The sequence below is a fragment of the Embleya sp. NPDC127516 genome, from assembly GCF_044765325.1.
Lineage (GTDB): Bacteria > Actinomycetota > Actinomycetes > Streptomycetales > Streptomycetaceae > Embleya.
On sequence record NZ_JBIWJT010000012.1, the window covers coordinates 296,284 to 309,270 of the forward strand.

At 70.5% G+C, this 12,987-nt stretch carries 13 protein-coding genes; 3 read left to right on the forward strand and 10 right to left on the reverse strand.

What is annotated here, in order from left to right:
* Positions 1–60 precede the first annotated feature (60 nt).
* Positions 61–873, forward strand: coding sequence for a TIGR02452 family protein (locus ACIRL2_RS24805; protein WP_402234576.1), 813 nt, complete (start codon positions 61–63; stop codon positions 871–873).
* Positions 874–925: 52 nt separating this feature from the next.
* Here ACIRL2_RS24805 and ACIRL2_RS24810 read toward each other — a convergent pair whose 3' ends face one another.
* The 10 genes from ACIRL2_RS24810 to ACIRL2_RS24855 form a co-directional block, all read right to left on the reverse strand.
* The gene (locus tag ACIRL2_RS24810; protein WP_395866939.1) at positions 926–1,672 is read right to left on the reverse strand and encodes a hypothetical protein; all 747 of its coding nucleotides are present in this window, start codon (positions 1,670–1,672) and stop codon (positions 926–928) included.
* Positions 1,669–2,343, reverse strand: coding sequence for a hypothetical protein (locus tag ACIRL2_RS24815; protein ID WP_402234577.1), 675 nt, complete (start codon positions 2,341–2,343; stop codon positions 1,669–1,671). Before ACIRL2_RS24815 ends, ACIRL2_RS24810 begins: the two co-directional genes overlap by 4 nt.
* A gap of 246 nt (positions 2,344–2,589) precedes the next feature.
* Positions 2,590–3,729 carry an acyl-CoA dehydrogenase family protein gene (locus ACIRL2_RS24820; protein ID WP_395866943.1) on the reverse strand — a complete coding sequence of 380 codons (1,140 nt, stop codon included), beginning with the start codon at positions 3,727–3,729 and terminating at the stop codon, positions 2,590–2,592.
* A 12-nt stretch (positions 3,730–3,741) separates the two neighbouring features.
* Positions 3,742–4,215, reverse strand: a complete 474-nt coding sequence (locus ACIRL2_RS24825; protein ID WP_402234578.1) for a hypothetical protein — start codon at positions 4,213–4,215, stop codon at positions 3,742–3,744.
* Positions 4,212–4,739, reverse strand: coding sequence for a MaoC family dehydratase N-terminal domain-containing protein (locus ACIRL2_RS24830; RefSeq protein ID WP_395866947.1), 528 nt, complete (start codon positions 4,737–4,739; stop codon positions 4,212–4,214). The genes ACIRL2_RS24825 and ACIRL2_RS24830 overlap by 4 nt, the downstream gene beginning before the upstream one ends.
* Positions 4,736–5,902, reverse strand: coding sequence for a CaiB/BaiF CoA transferase family protein (locus tag ACIRL2_RS24835; protein ID WP_402234580.1), 1,167 nt, complete (start codon positions 5,900–5,902; stop codon positions 4,736–4,738). The genes ACIRL2_RS24830 and ACIRL2_RS24835 overlap by 4 nt, the downstream gene beginning before the upstream one ends.
* Positions 5,903–5,915: 13 nt before the next feature.
* A complete protein-coding gene (locus ACIRL2_RS24840) occupies positions 5,916–7,097 on the reverse strand; it encodes an acyl-CoA dehydrogenase family protein (protein WP_395866951.1) in 1,182 nt (393 codons plus the stop codon).
* A 649-nt stretch (positions 7,098–7,746) separates the two neighbouring features.
* Positions 7,747–8,532: an SDR family oxidoreductase gene (locus tag ACIRL2_RS24845; RefSeq protein WP_402234582.1), complete on the reverse strand. Its 786-nt coding sequence runs from the start codon at positions 8,530–8,532 to the stop codon at positions 7,747–7,749.
* On the reverse strand, positions 8,529–9,713 hold the full coding sequence (locus ACIRL2_RS24850) for an acyl-CoA dehydrogenase family protein (RefSeq protein WP_402234584.1): 1,185 nt from the start codon (positions 9,711–9,713) through the stop codon (positions 8,529–8,531). Before ACIRL2_RS24850 ends, ACIRL2_RS24845 begins: the two co-directional genes overlap by 4 nt.
* A gap of 97 nt (positions 9,714–9,810) precedes the next feature.
* A complete protein-coding gene (locus ACIRL2_RS24855; protein ID WP_402234585.1) occupies positions 9,811–10,737 on the reverse strand; it encodes an SDR family oxidoreductase in 927 nt (308 codons plus the stop codon).
* A gap of 346 nt (positions 10,738–11,083) precedes the next feature.
* Between ACIRL2_RS24855 and ACIRL2_RS24860 the strand changes: the two genes are divergently transcribed.
* Positions 11,084–12,010, forward strand: coding sequence for a cyclase family protein (locus ACIRL2_RS24860; protein ID WP_395866958.1), 927 nt, complete (start codon positions 11,084–11,086; stop codon positions 12,008–12,010).
* A 530-nt stretch (positions 12,011–12,540) separates the two neighbouring features.
* Entirely contained in the window at positions 12,541–12,873 is a 333-nt protein-coding gene (locus ACIRL2_RS24865; protein ID WP_402234587.1) for a helix-turn-helix transcriptional regulator, read from the forward strand.
* The last annotated feature ends 114 nt before the right edge of the window (positions 12,874–12,987 follow it).

Here is a 12,987-nt window from a genome sequence, read left to right on the forward strand (position 1 = left end):
AGGCGGGAGCGGAGCGGTGGCGAGGGCGTGGGGTGGCGAAGGGTGGGGGTTCGGTAAGTGGTGCGTGCGGCGTTGCGGGAAAGGTGGCGGGAGACGCGGGCGGCCTTGGATCAGGGCTGGTACGCGTATGGCGGGGGTCGGGTGGATCTAGCGGCCGGGCTCGATGAGATGGGTCGGGGGATTCGGCTCTTCGGACCCCAGGAGCTTCGTGGCCTGGGCTTTCCCCGGGGCTCGGGGGACACCCGAATCGAGGTGGTGCGGGAGACCACGCTGGAGGCCGTGGAAAGGCTGGGCGGGAGCGGACCGGTCGCGGCGCTGAACTTCGCGTCGGCGCGGAATCCGGGTGGGGGAGTCGAACGTGGGGCGCAGGCGCAGGAGGAGAGCCTGGCCCGGTCGAGTGGCCTGTACGACGCGTTGATCCGGTGTCCCGAGTTCTACGAGGCGCACCGGAACGATCGCGACCCGTTCTACAGCGATCGGGTCGTGCATACGCCGGGGGTTCCGGTGTTTCGCCGGGACGATGGGTCGTGGTTGCCCGTGCCCTTGCGGGTGGCCTTTCTGACGTCGGCCGCGCCGAATCGGGGGGCGATCGAACGGGATCGGCCCAGCGCGGTCGGCAGGACCGCGGGCGTGCTGGCGAACCGGGCACGCGGTGTGCTCGCCGTCGCGGCCCATCACGGTGAATCCCGTCTCGTGCTGGGTGCGTGGGGGTGCGGCGTGTTCGGCAACGAACCGGCGGAGGTCGCGGCGGCGTTCGCGGGGCACCTGCGCGGCGGGTTCGCGGGGGTCTTCGAACGGGTCGTGTTCGCGATCCCGGATCGGGACGACTCCACCCGCCGGGTGTTCGAGCGGGTGCTGGGCGACTCCCGGTAGAGGTGCATGGGGGCGGAAGGGGGCGTTGGGCGGACCGGTTGGGCCGCCCTCGTCATCCCAGTTGGGTGTAGCGGGTGAGGGCTGCGCGGAAGGCGGTCGGGTGTACGGCGAGGGGGTCGGTGTAGGGGTTTCGCAGTTGGAGGACGAGCAGGATTCCGAAGGCGACGATCGTGCCCACGAAGGCCAGGGCGATGACGTGGCGGCGGTCTGCGGTCGGGACGACGAGCGCCGGGAAGACGATGGCGAAGATACCGGCGACGATCATGGCCACCGGTAGCACGATCGGTGTGGTGGAGGCCGGGTCGGCGAGGCGAACGTGGCGCTTGACGTACAGGTCTGCCACGGCCGCCTGGGTGTCGACGGCCCGATCGTGCGCCGTCTCCGAGACTGTGCCGACGCGGGCCGCGATCCGGTCGAGTTGGCGCCATGCGAGCGGGGTTTCGTGCTTGTCGGCCATCGCCGACCATTCCTTGTCGATCACCGTGCGGGTGTAGTCGCGTAGCCCGGTGCGCACGAAGTCCCGGTCCTGCGGCGGAAGTTGGCCGGCAGCCGCGTAGGTCTTGGTCAGCACGCGGGCCTCGTCGCTCGCGTGTTGGCGGACCGTGGACTGGAGTTCCCATGCTCCGACGATCTGGAAGCTGGTCAGCAGGACGAAGGAGGACAGGACGGCTCCGCCGCAGAAGGACAGCAGCTGGCCGTCGAAGCCGCTGTCCTTGGCACGTTCGGTGCGGCTCATCAGGATGACGGCCGTCGCGGCGATGCCGGCGCCGAGAAGGGCGCCGAGGATCCAGATGATCACGTCCGTACTCCTCGTCGGGCCGGGCTCGGAAGCAGCGCCGCCAGCGCGGCGGGGATGATCGACACGACCAGGACCGGCGTGATCCCGTCGGTGAATCCCGGGGGTGACGCCTCGTCCTCGGGCGGCACGGTGGTGGTGCGCAACGGCCGCCGGGTGGAGGGTGGTTCGGCGACGGGCGCGGTGATGCCCGGTGGTTCGGGCAGTGCGTCCACAGCGGAGGAGGCGTACGGGCGACGCATGGGCGCGGCGGGCGGCGGTCGGGTCCCGGAGGGTGCCTGCCCGGTGGTGGCCGGGGGCGCGGGTGATGCCGGCTTGCGGGTGGGCGGTAGGGCCGGCTCGGTCGCCGGCGGGCGGTGCGACGAGGTGGCGGAGGGTGTCGTGGTGGGCCGGGCCGAGCAGCCGCATCCGGGACGCACGGTCACCGAGACGTCGTCGCCGATCCGGACGGCGGTCAGCACGCCGGGTTGATACACGACGTGTACGCGGCCGGCGTGCACCTCCGTACGTGGGCTCACGGGTCCGGACGGTCGGCCTGTGGCGGCGGGGTCGGGGCGGGTCTGCACGTTCACGGTGATGCGTTCGTCGGCGAACGCATCACCGGCGGCGGCCAGGACCGGCAGGCATCCGCACGCCACCAGCAGACACCGCGCCGCGAACCGAGAGTTGCCCATGGCGCCAGGGTGACGACGATGAGCCCACGCACTCGGATGAATACCCCGAAACCCCACTTTCGGGTGACTGGCGGCGGGAAGCCGAGCCGTCGCCCAAGGCGACGACTCCTCCGGGGCGGACGCGCGATCGCCCGCCCCGGAGCCGACCGGTCCACGGTTGCCTCGATCCACTCACACCCCACACACCACGAAGGCGGACCCGACCGGAGTCGGAGCCGCCTTCGTGGTGTGTGGCGTGTGTCGGGGTCAGCCCTTGTCGAGGACGTCCGCCGCGATCAGGTCTTCCAGGTAGCGGTCGTCCCACCAGTTGAGTTGGAGGGACTTGGCCCGGCGGAAGTAGAGCTGTACGTCGCATTCCAGGGTGAAGCCCATGCCGCCGTGTACGTGTACCGCCAGGTCGGTGACCTCGCGGTAGGTGCGGGCGGCGAAGAGCTTGGCCATCGGGGCCAGGCGCGCGGTGTCGCGACCCTTGTCCCGGGACCAGGCGGCCTCCCAGACCAGGGTCTCGGCGCCGTCCACGGCGGTCGAGGCGTCGGCCAGGTTGTGCGCGATGGCCTGGAACGCGCCGAGCGGCTTGTCGAACTGCTTGCGGTGCTTGGCGTATTCGACGGTGATCTCCAGGGCGCGCTTGGCGCCGCCGACGGCCTGGGCCGCGAGCAGGATCAGGCCGTCGTGCAGCACGTCCGACCAGACCGGCCAGCCGGCTCCGACCGCGCCGACCAACTCGCCGCGCGCGTCCGTCAGGTCGACCCGGTACTGGGTGTCCGAGGCGATCGTGGTCTGCTGGGTCAGGGTGACCCCGGCCGCCTTCGGGTCGACCAGGAACAGCGATACGCCCTGGGCGGGGTCGCCCGGGGTGCCCGCGGTGCCGGTCCGGGCGAGCACGAGCAGCACGTCGGCCGACGACGCGTACGCGACGTGCCGCTTCGTACCGGACAACACGTGGCCGTCGCCGTCCGCGCGGGCCGCCAGCGCCACGCCCTTGCCGCCGTAGCCGCGGTCCGGCTCCAGCCACGCGACGCTCGCGATGGTGGTGCCGGCCGCGATGCCCGGCAGGTACTTCTGCCGCTGCTCGTCGGAACCGGCCGCGGCGAGCACGCCGCCGACCAGGACCGAGCTGACGAAGTGCGGAGTCGGCGCCAGCGAACGCCCGAACTCCTCGTAGACCACGGCCGCGTCGAGCGTGGTCATCTCCGACCCGCCCCACTTCTCGGGCAGCGTCAGGCCGGTCAGGCCGGACTCGCCGAGCTTCTTCCAGAAGTCCTTGGGGTAGCCGACCGGGTCGTTCTCCAACTCGCGAACGACGGAGAGGTCGGCGTGACGGGCCGTCAGGCCGCGCACGGTCTCCCGGAGGATGTCCTGTTCCTGGGTGAAATCGAGGTCCATCGCGCGTCTCCTCTAGGGCTTCCAGCGCTCGCCGCGCCGGTCCCACGGGTTGTCGTCGGGGGTGGTGGGCAACGCCATTCGCGCGGTGGCCGTGGTGCGGGGCGCGCCGTCCACGGTCAGCGAGATCTCGGCGCGGACCCAACCGCAGCCGGCCTCGTCCACCGAGACGTCGTCCACCGTGCCGGTGAGCAGCATGTGGTCGCCGGGGAAGACCGGCTTGGTCATCCGGAACACCATCCGGCCGATCCGGCCCTTGGGGCCGGTCCAGTCGTTGAGGTAGCGCTCGAACCAGGCGGCCTGGTTCGGGGTGTTCAGGAAGATGTCCTGCACGCCCTGGCGCTCCACCGCGAACTTGTAGTCGTGGTGCATCGGCCGCCAGTCGCGGCTGGCCAGCGCGCCCAGGATGACCGTGGTCGCGGTGACGTCGACGCCGAACGTGGGCAGCGCGTCGCCCTTGGCCAACTGGTCCAGGGTCAGGTCGCTCATCCGGTGGCCTCCCGCCGGTAGCCGTAGCCGGTGTAGGACTCGGTGCCGAGCAGGGCGCCGTCCTGGTTGTGGTACTCGACGTCGATCACCCAGAAGCGGCCGATCCCGAGCTTGGTGCGCTTCTCCGGGCTGACCGAGCGGAGCACCTGATGCGACGTCACGATGTCGCCCAGGCGCACCGGTTCGTAGAAGACGTTGGTGTTGTCGGTCATGATCGCCTCGGGCAGTTCGAAGCGGATCTTGAGGTCGAAGTGCACCTGGAGGGAGAGTTGCTCGCCCTCCGCGCCGGGCGCCCAGTAGTGCGGGCGGGCCCACGCGGACAGCAGGCTCAGCGGGGCGATCGGGCCCCCGGTCAACTCCTTGGCGACCGCCTCGTCCCAGAACAGCGGGTTGCCGTTCTGCACGGACGCGCACGAGGTCCAGATGTAGCCGCGCTCGGCGGGGAAGTCACCCCGCTTCTCGTACTGGACCTTGCCGATGAGCGCCGCCACGTCCTCGGGCAGCGCGGTGTCTTGTGCCGTCATGCGACCACTCCTGAAGCGCGAAGCTCGGCGATGCGGTCCGGGCTGAGCCCGGCCGAGGCGAGCAGCTCGTCGGTGTCGGTGATCCCCGATTCCCGGACCGGGTACGGGTCCGCGGGTGCCTGCTGGCCGGCCAGCACCGGGCCCACCTGGCGGAACTCGCCCTGGACCGGGTGCTTGGCGGTGGTGAACGCGTCGCGCGCCAGGTACTGCGGGTCCTCCAGCAGTTCCGGTACGGACAGCACCGCCGACACACAGGTGTCGGCGGGGGCCAGCTCGGCCACCCAGTCGTCCCGGTCGCGAGTGGCGAAGGCCGCCGCCAGATCGGCCCGGATCGCGTCCTGCGCGTCGTCGTCGAGCTGGCGCGGGGCCCACTTGTCCAGCCCGGTCAGCCGGCACAGGTTCGCCCAGAAGCGACCCTCGATCGCGGCCACCGCGAGCCACTTGCCGTCTCGCGCGCGGTAGGTGTCGTAGCACGCGTAGCGGCCGGTCAGGATGCCGTGCCTGGGCTCGGGTTCGACGCCGGTGGCCAGGTACTCGTCCACGCCCAGCGCCATCAGCGCGAGCATGCCGTCGGCCACCGAGACGTCCAGCCGGGCGCCCTCGCCGGTGCGCTGCCGGCGGAACAGCGCGCCCATGATCGCGATCACCGCGTGCATGCCACCGCCCGCGCTGTCCGCCACGGTCGCGCCCGGGATCGGCGGACCGCCGTCCGCGCCGGGCCCGGACATGTGCAGGAAGCCGCCCACACCCAGGTAGTTCAGGTCGTGCCCGGCCTGTTGCGCGTGCGGGCCGGCCTGACCGAAGCCGGACGTCGAGCAGTAGACGATCCGCGGGTTGCGCGCCGCGGCCGCGTCCGGGCCGATGCCCAGGCGGTCCACCACACCCGGGCGGAAGCTCTCGATCACCACGTCGGCGCCCTCGACCAGGGTCAGGAACGCCTCACGACCCTCGGGCGCCTTCATGTCGACCAGCACGCGCTTCATCCGCCGATGCGCGCTGTACGAGTAGTAGGGCGGCGCGATCTGCACGCCGCTCTTGGCCGGGACCGGGCCGACCTTGATCACCTCGGCCCCGTAGTCCGCCAACCAGCGCGAGGCGCGGGCAGCGGGGCCCACGCTCGCGAGATCCAACACCGTGACGCCTTCCAGGAACTCTCCGGACATGACCGCGGCCCCGTCAGAAGTTCTTGGGAAGGCCGAGACCGCGGCGGGCGATGATGTTCTTCTGCACCTCGGAGGTGCCGCCGCCGATGGTGTCGAGCACGGTGTAGCGGTAGGTCGAGTCGGCGCGACCGGTCATCGGCGCGTCCTCGGTGCCCACCCGCAACTGGGTGCCCGGCGAGGCGATGTCCATCGACGCGTTCGCGAGCCGCTTGGACAGCTCGGTGGCGTACAGCTTGTAGCCGGACGCCTCGACCGTGGGCGGTTTTCCGCCACCGGCCGCGGCGGCGACCACGCGCAGTCCGAGCAGGCGCGCGACGGCGGCCTCGGTGACCAGCGTGGCCAACTGCTTGCGCACGATCGGGTCCTCGCGCAGCGGCTCGTCGTCGCGGGTGGCCTCCTTGACGTACTCGGTGAGCACGTTCAGGCGCTGCTGGATCGGAGCGAACGAGAACATCGTGAAGCGTTCCAGGTCGAGCGCCTGGGAGATGTACTGGAAGCCTTTGTTCAGCTCGCCGACCACATACTCGTCGGAGACCCACACGTCGTCGAAGAAGACGTCGTTGGTGCGCTCGTCGCCCATCGTCCAGATGCCCCGGACGGTGATGCCCGGGTGGTCCATCGGCACCAGGAACAGTGTGATGCCGTGGTGCTTGGGCGCGTCGGGGTCGGTGCGCGCGCCGACCCAGTACCACTCGGCGAAGTGCGCCGAGGTGGTCCAGGTCTTCTGGCCGTTGAGCCGCCAGCCCGCGCCGTCGCGGACCGCGCGCAGCTTCATCGAGGCGGCGTCGGAGCCCGCCTCGGGCTCGCTGTAGCCGACCGCGAACTCGACCTCGTTGTTGAGGATCTTCGGCAGGAACTCGGCCTTGAGCTTGTCGCTGCCGTGCGCCAGCAGGGTTTTGCCGATGATGCCGACGCCCTTGCCGATCTGCGGTCCGCCGCGCCCGGCGAGGGCTTCGTTGAGCAGGTATTCGTAGACCCCGTCGCCGTCCTGGCCACCCCATTCCTCGGGCCAGGTGATGCCGAGCCAGCCTTGGTCGGCCATCTTGCGCATGTACGCGCGGCGTGCGGGGGTGTCGACGACCTGGGCCATGTTCTCCCGGGTGACATCGAACACTTCAGGGTCGGGATTGGCGTCGAGAAACCGCTCGACCGTCTCGCTGAACGCGGTCTGGTCGGGGGAGAAGTCGAAGTCCACGGGTCGCCTTTCGGGGCGCGCCCATGCCGGCAGCCTCACCTGTGTACGTGCAGGTGAGGCAGCCGGCACAGAACCTGACGGATAGTCAGATCAAAGTAACACCGGCCCCGGTTCATTTCGAGTGGCGGTCGGCAATAGATGTGTGGGCCCCGTCTCGCTCCCGCGTGCGCGCCGGGCACGGCCGGGGCGCGACCGACGAACCGGTTCTGGACAAGTCCGGAAAAGTTACGGCGCGTCCGCGATCGACCACCTATCGTGGGTGGACATGAGCGGAAAAGCTTGCCCGCAATGTGGTCGTGATCACCCGTGGTGTGGGTTCGAGTGGTCGGCACGCGAGCCGGACGACGCGGACCGCCCGGACCCCGATGGCGGCGATGCCGAAGGGCCGCCGTACCGAGTCAGTGAACTGCTCCCCGACATCATCGACTTCCTGGCGCGCGGCAGCCGCGGGCCGGAGTGGGCCGGCGCGCGCGAAAGCCCGGGTCGGTCCCTGCGGGGACTGATACCCGGGCCCAGGCGCCGTTCTTGACGACACGTCAGAGGCGGGGCGGCCGGCGCGCGGCGCGATGGGTCGCCGCGCGCGACCAGGCGACGTGCCGTCGGGTGCGTTGCGGTGACGTGCCGTCAGGCCCGCCGGAGTGACGTGCCGTCAGGCGCGTTGTGAGCTGACCGAGACGACCTCGCCGGTCATGTACGACGAGTAGTCCGACGCGAGGAAGACCATCACGTTCGCGACCTCCCACGGCTCGGCCGCGCGTCCGAACGCCTCGCGCGAGGACAGCTCGTCGAGCAGTTCCTCGGACGAGGCCTTGGCCAGGAACGCGTGCATCGCGATGCTCGGCGCGACCGCGTTGACCCGTACGCCGAACTCGGCCGCCTCCACGGCGGAGCAGCGGGTCAGCGCCATCACACCGGCCTTGGCCGCGGCGTAGTGCGCCTGACCCTTCTGCGCACGCCAGCCGAGCACGGAGGCGTTGTTGACGATCACACCCTTGCCGCGCGGCTGCATGTGCCGCAGCGCCGCCCGGGTGCAGCGGAACGTGCCGTTCAGCGTCACGTTCATCACCAGGTCCCACTGCGCGTCGGTCATGTCGACGAGGTTGGCCTCGCCGCCGAGCCCGGCGTTGTTGATCAGCACGTCTATGCCGCCGAGTTCGCGCGCGGCCGTGTCGATCAGGTGCTGCACCTCGTCCTCGACCGTGACGTCGCACGGGACGGCGAGCGGGCGGGATCCGATCAGCTTGGCGAGTTCGTCCGCGGCCTCGCCGAGGCGGCGCTCGTGCTTGTCGCTGATCGCGATCACGGCGCCCTCCTCCGCGGCGCGCTTGGCCGCGGCGAAGCCGATCCCGGTGCCGGCCGCGGCGGTGATCAGGACGGTCTTGCCGGCCAACAGGCCGTGGCCCTCGACATAGGCGGGGGCGGGGGTGGGGCTCACTTGGCGTCTCCTCGCGGTTCACGGGGCATGCCGAGGACACGCTCGGCGATGATGTTGCGCTGCACCTCGTTCGACCCGCCGTAGATGGTGTCGGACTTGGTGAACAGGAACAGGCGTTGCGCGGCGGACAGTTCGTACGGGGCCCCGGCGGCCAGGGTGGCCTCGGCGCCGGCCACGTCCATCGCGAGCGCGCCGAGCCGCTGATGCCACCCCGCCCACACCAGCTTGGCCACCGAGGCCGCGCCGGGATCGGGCGAGCCGAGCGTGCGCAGCGCGTTGCAGCGCAGCACCTTGAGGTCGATCCAGCTCTGCAGCAGTCGGTCGCGCAGTACCGGGTCCTCGATCGCGCCGTTGGCCTTCGCCTCGGCGACCACCTTGTCCAGCTCGATCTCGAAGCCGATCTGCTGGGCCAGCGTGGAGACCCCGCGCTCGAACGCGAGCAGGCCCATCGCCACGCCCCAGCCCGCGCCGACCTCGCCGACCACGTGCTCGGCCCGCGCGCGGGCCTTGTCGAAGAACACCTCGTTGAACTCGCTGGTGCCGGTCAACTGGACGATCGGGCGGATCTCGATGCCCGGCTGGTCCATCGGCGCGAGCAGGAACGTGATGCCCTTGTGCCGCTGCGACGCGGGATCGGTGCGGGCCAGCACGAAGCACCAGTTCGCCTCGTGCGCGAGCGAGGTCCACACCTTCTGGCCGGTGATCAGCCAGTCGCCGGACTCGGGGTCGACGGTCGCGGTGGTGCGCAGGTTGGCCAGGTCGGAGCCGGCGCCCGGCTCCGAGTAGCCCTGGCACCACAACTCCTCACCGCGCGCGATGGCGGGCAGGAAGCGGGCCTTCTGCTCCTCGGTGCCGAACGCGAGCACGGTGGGGCCGAGCAGGTTCTCGCCCATGTGGTTGACCCGGCCGGGCGCCTGGGCGCGGGCGTACTCCTCGCCGAAGATCACCTGCTGCATCAAGGACGCCTCGCGGCCCCCGTATCGCCTGGGCCAGTCCAGGCCGATCCAGCCGCCCTCGCCCAGGCGCAGCTCCCAGGCGCGGCGGATCTCGAAGTGCTCGTGCTCGCTGCCGGGACCGCCGGTACCGACGGCCGCGGCGAACTCACCGGAGAGGTTCTCCCGGAGCCACTCGCGGACCTCGGCCCGGAACTCCTCGTCCTCGGCGCTGTACCGGAAATCCACAGCCTGTCCAATCTCGCGGGGGGTGCACGGACGGCGGCGCGCGGGGTTCGCCGTTCGCGACTTCGAACCCCGCGCGCACCGCCTGCCGAGGGCTGGGTCAGTTGCCGGCGGCGGCAGCTGCCTCGGCGGCCTTCTTCTTGGCCGCGGCGGCCGCGTACTCCTTGAGCTGCGCGAGTACCGGCATCGGGTCCTGGCCGATCTGGGTGGGCAGCTTCTCGGCGATCTCCTCGGCCGTCCAGCGGTCGGCCGCGTACATCGTCTTGATCTCGTGCGGCTGGTCCCACAGCGCGATCTTGGGGCCGGCGGTCGTGTACACCTGACCGGTGATGTTCTTGGCGTGGTCGGAGAGCAGGAAGACCACCAGCTCCGCGACGTCCTCGGGGTCACCGATCTCCTTGAGCGTCTGCGGGACACCCTCGGACATCCGGGTCCGGGCCACCGGCGCGACGCAGTTGGCGTTGACGCCGTACTTGTTCAGGCCCAGCGCGGCGGAGCGCACGAACGAGACGATGCCGCCCTTGGCCGCGGCGTAGTTCGCCTGGGCGACCGAGCCGAGCGCGTACACGCCGGAGGTGAAGCCGACGATCGAGCCGAAGCCCTGGGTCTTCATCACCTTGGACGCGGCCTGCACGACGGTGAAGGTGCCCTTGAGGTGGGTGGCGATGACGCTGTCCCACTCGTCCTCGGTCATGTTGAACAACATGCGCTCGCGCAGGTTGCCCGCGACGGTGACGACGCCGTCGATCCGGCCCCACTTCTCGACGCCGGCGTTCACGATCCGGGCGCCGCCCTCCATCGTGGCCACGGAGTCGGCGACCGCGACGGCCTCGCCGCCGAGCGCCTCGATCTCCTTCACCACGGCGTTGGCGACCTCGCTGGTCGGCGCGCTGCCGTCCATCGCGACGCCGTAGTCGTTCACGACCACCTTGGCGCCGTGCGCGGCGGCGGCGAGTGCGACGGCCCGGCCGATGCCCCGGCCGGCGCCGGTGACCGCGATTACCTTGCCCGTGAGGAAGTCACCCATGTGTTGTCCGCTCCTAGTCGGTGGCCTCGCCAGTAGGCCCCGGAAGTCGAGGGCCGAGGCCCAGGTGGGGTCGGTCGTGGCGCGCTGCGCGGCCGCCGCGGTCTGGACCGCTTCGACCGCCCGCACAGGTCCGGCAGCCTTGCGGACGCAAGGTGCGCAGCCTGTGAGAACGCCCTCCCGACATTATCTGACGATCCGTTAGTTTTCCTGGATAGAGTGCCGCAGCACACAGCACGACGCAGCACCACACACGCACTTGACAGCGCGGTCGTCGGATTCCGAGAGTGCGCCTGTCGGTATTCGTGCCCATCGGCACGTGTCACCACCGCCTGGAGGAGGCTCCCCTATGTCGCTGCCCCCCGAGTTTCATGAACTCGCCGCTCGTGTGAACAACTGGGGCCGATGGGGCCGGGAGGACGAGATCGGGACGATCAACCTGATCACGGACGACGTGGTCAAGGCCGCGGCGGGTTGTGTGCGCACCGGCAAGCGCTTCTCGCTGGCCGTGGAACTGCGCGAGGACGGCATCCAGAACGGGATGATCCCGGGCCGGGACAACCCCAAGCGCACCACGTTCCTGGTCAACCACGAGGTCTTCGGCCCCGGCACGGTGGCCACCAGCGACGACTCGGTGGTGATGGGCATCCAGGCGGGTACGCACTGGGACGGGCTGACCCACGCGACCTACGACGACCGGCTCTACAACGGCCACTCGGCCAAGGAGACGGTCACGGCGGAGGAGGGCGCGCGCAAGCTCGGCATCCACAACGTCAAGACGCTGGTCTCGCGCGGCGTGCTGCTCGACGTGGCGCGGGCCAAGGGTCTGGACATCCTGCCGCCGGAGTACGCGGTGACCCCCGCCGACCTGGAGGCGGCCGAGGAGTTCGGCAACGTGCGGGTCCGGGCGGGTGACATCGTGCTGGTGCGCACGGGGCAGATCCGGCAGTACTTCGCGGGCGAGAAGGACATGTACTTCTACGGCCCGGGCCTGTCCGTGCGCACGCCCGAGTGGTTCCACGCGCGCGACGTGGCGGCGGTGGCCAACGACACCGTGACCTTCGAGGTCTTCCCGCCGGAGATCGAGGATTGCTTCATGGCGGTGCACGCGCTGCACCTGGTGGAGATGGGCATGCTCCAGGGGCAGAACTGGAACCTGGAGGAGCTGTCCGAGGACTGCGCGGCGGACGGCGTGTACGAGTTCTTCCTGGAGGCCTCGCCGGAACCCTTCGTGGGCGGCGTCGGCACGCCGGTGAACCCGGTGGCGATCAAGTAGGACGGGATGATTCGACCGGCTTCGGCTGTCCCCGGGTCGCCGAGTTGCCGGGTCGGCTGGTCCGGTGCCGGCCGGACCGGGGTCGGCCGGGTCGGCGCGGACCTCGAACACGCGTAGACCGGACGGCGTGCGGGCCCCGGACAGGATCGACCTGTCCCGGGGCCCGCATGCGTTCCGGGCACCGCGACGAGGCCCGGAACGATGGCGGTCCCACTTCGTCGAGGAAACCCAGGGCACGTCCCGGGCGCCTCGTCGTCCCCTCGCGAACGACCGCCACACTCAGGGTGATCAGTGTCGGACGAGGCGTCAATATCCTGTGGGCACCGATTTCCCTTCCCCGATCACGATTCGTCCGCGCACCCGCCTGTGCGCCCCATCGGCACCATGCGCCCCACCGGGCTCGGGTGCAGCGCGCCACCCGCGGGACTCGACAGCTCTCTGGCCCGCGCACCATCCGAGGCCGCCGCGTCCCGGATGCCCGGCCATACACTTGTGTATGGGGATGATCCTTGCGCGAAGGGACAATCCTGATGAGCCATACGCGCTGGAAGCTCACCCGGGACTGGCGGCTTGTGGCCGGCGGCACCGAATCGCCCGAGGCCCAGGCCATTCATGTGGAGATCCACATGGCCTCGGTTCTCGGCTTGGCGGTTTATGAGCGGCGTACCGCACTGGGCATCTCGCAGAGCGAACTCGGCAAGCGGGCGGAGATGACGCAGCCGGAGATCTTCAAGATCGAACTCGGCGGCACGATACCGACCCTCCCGCTGCTCGCCCGCCTGGCGAAGGCGCTCGACGCGTCGTTGAACATCGCCCTGGACGGGGACACCTCGACCGTCGTCTTCACGCCGCACACCGCTTGAGGCGGACGAGCCGACTCGGGCGGGTCTGTGGTGGCCGACGGGTTCCGCCTTTCCGGCGCGGTGAAGCCGTGGATCCTGGGTCTCGTGGACATTCCGAGCGGGGGCGGCACGTGA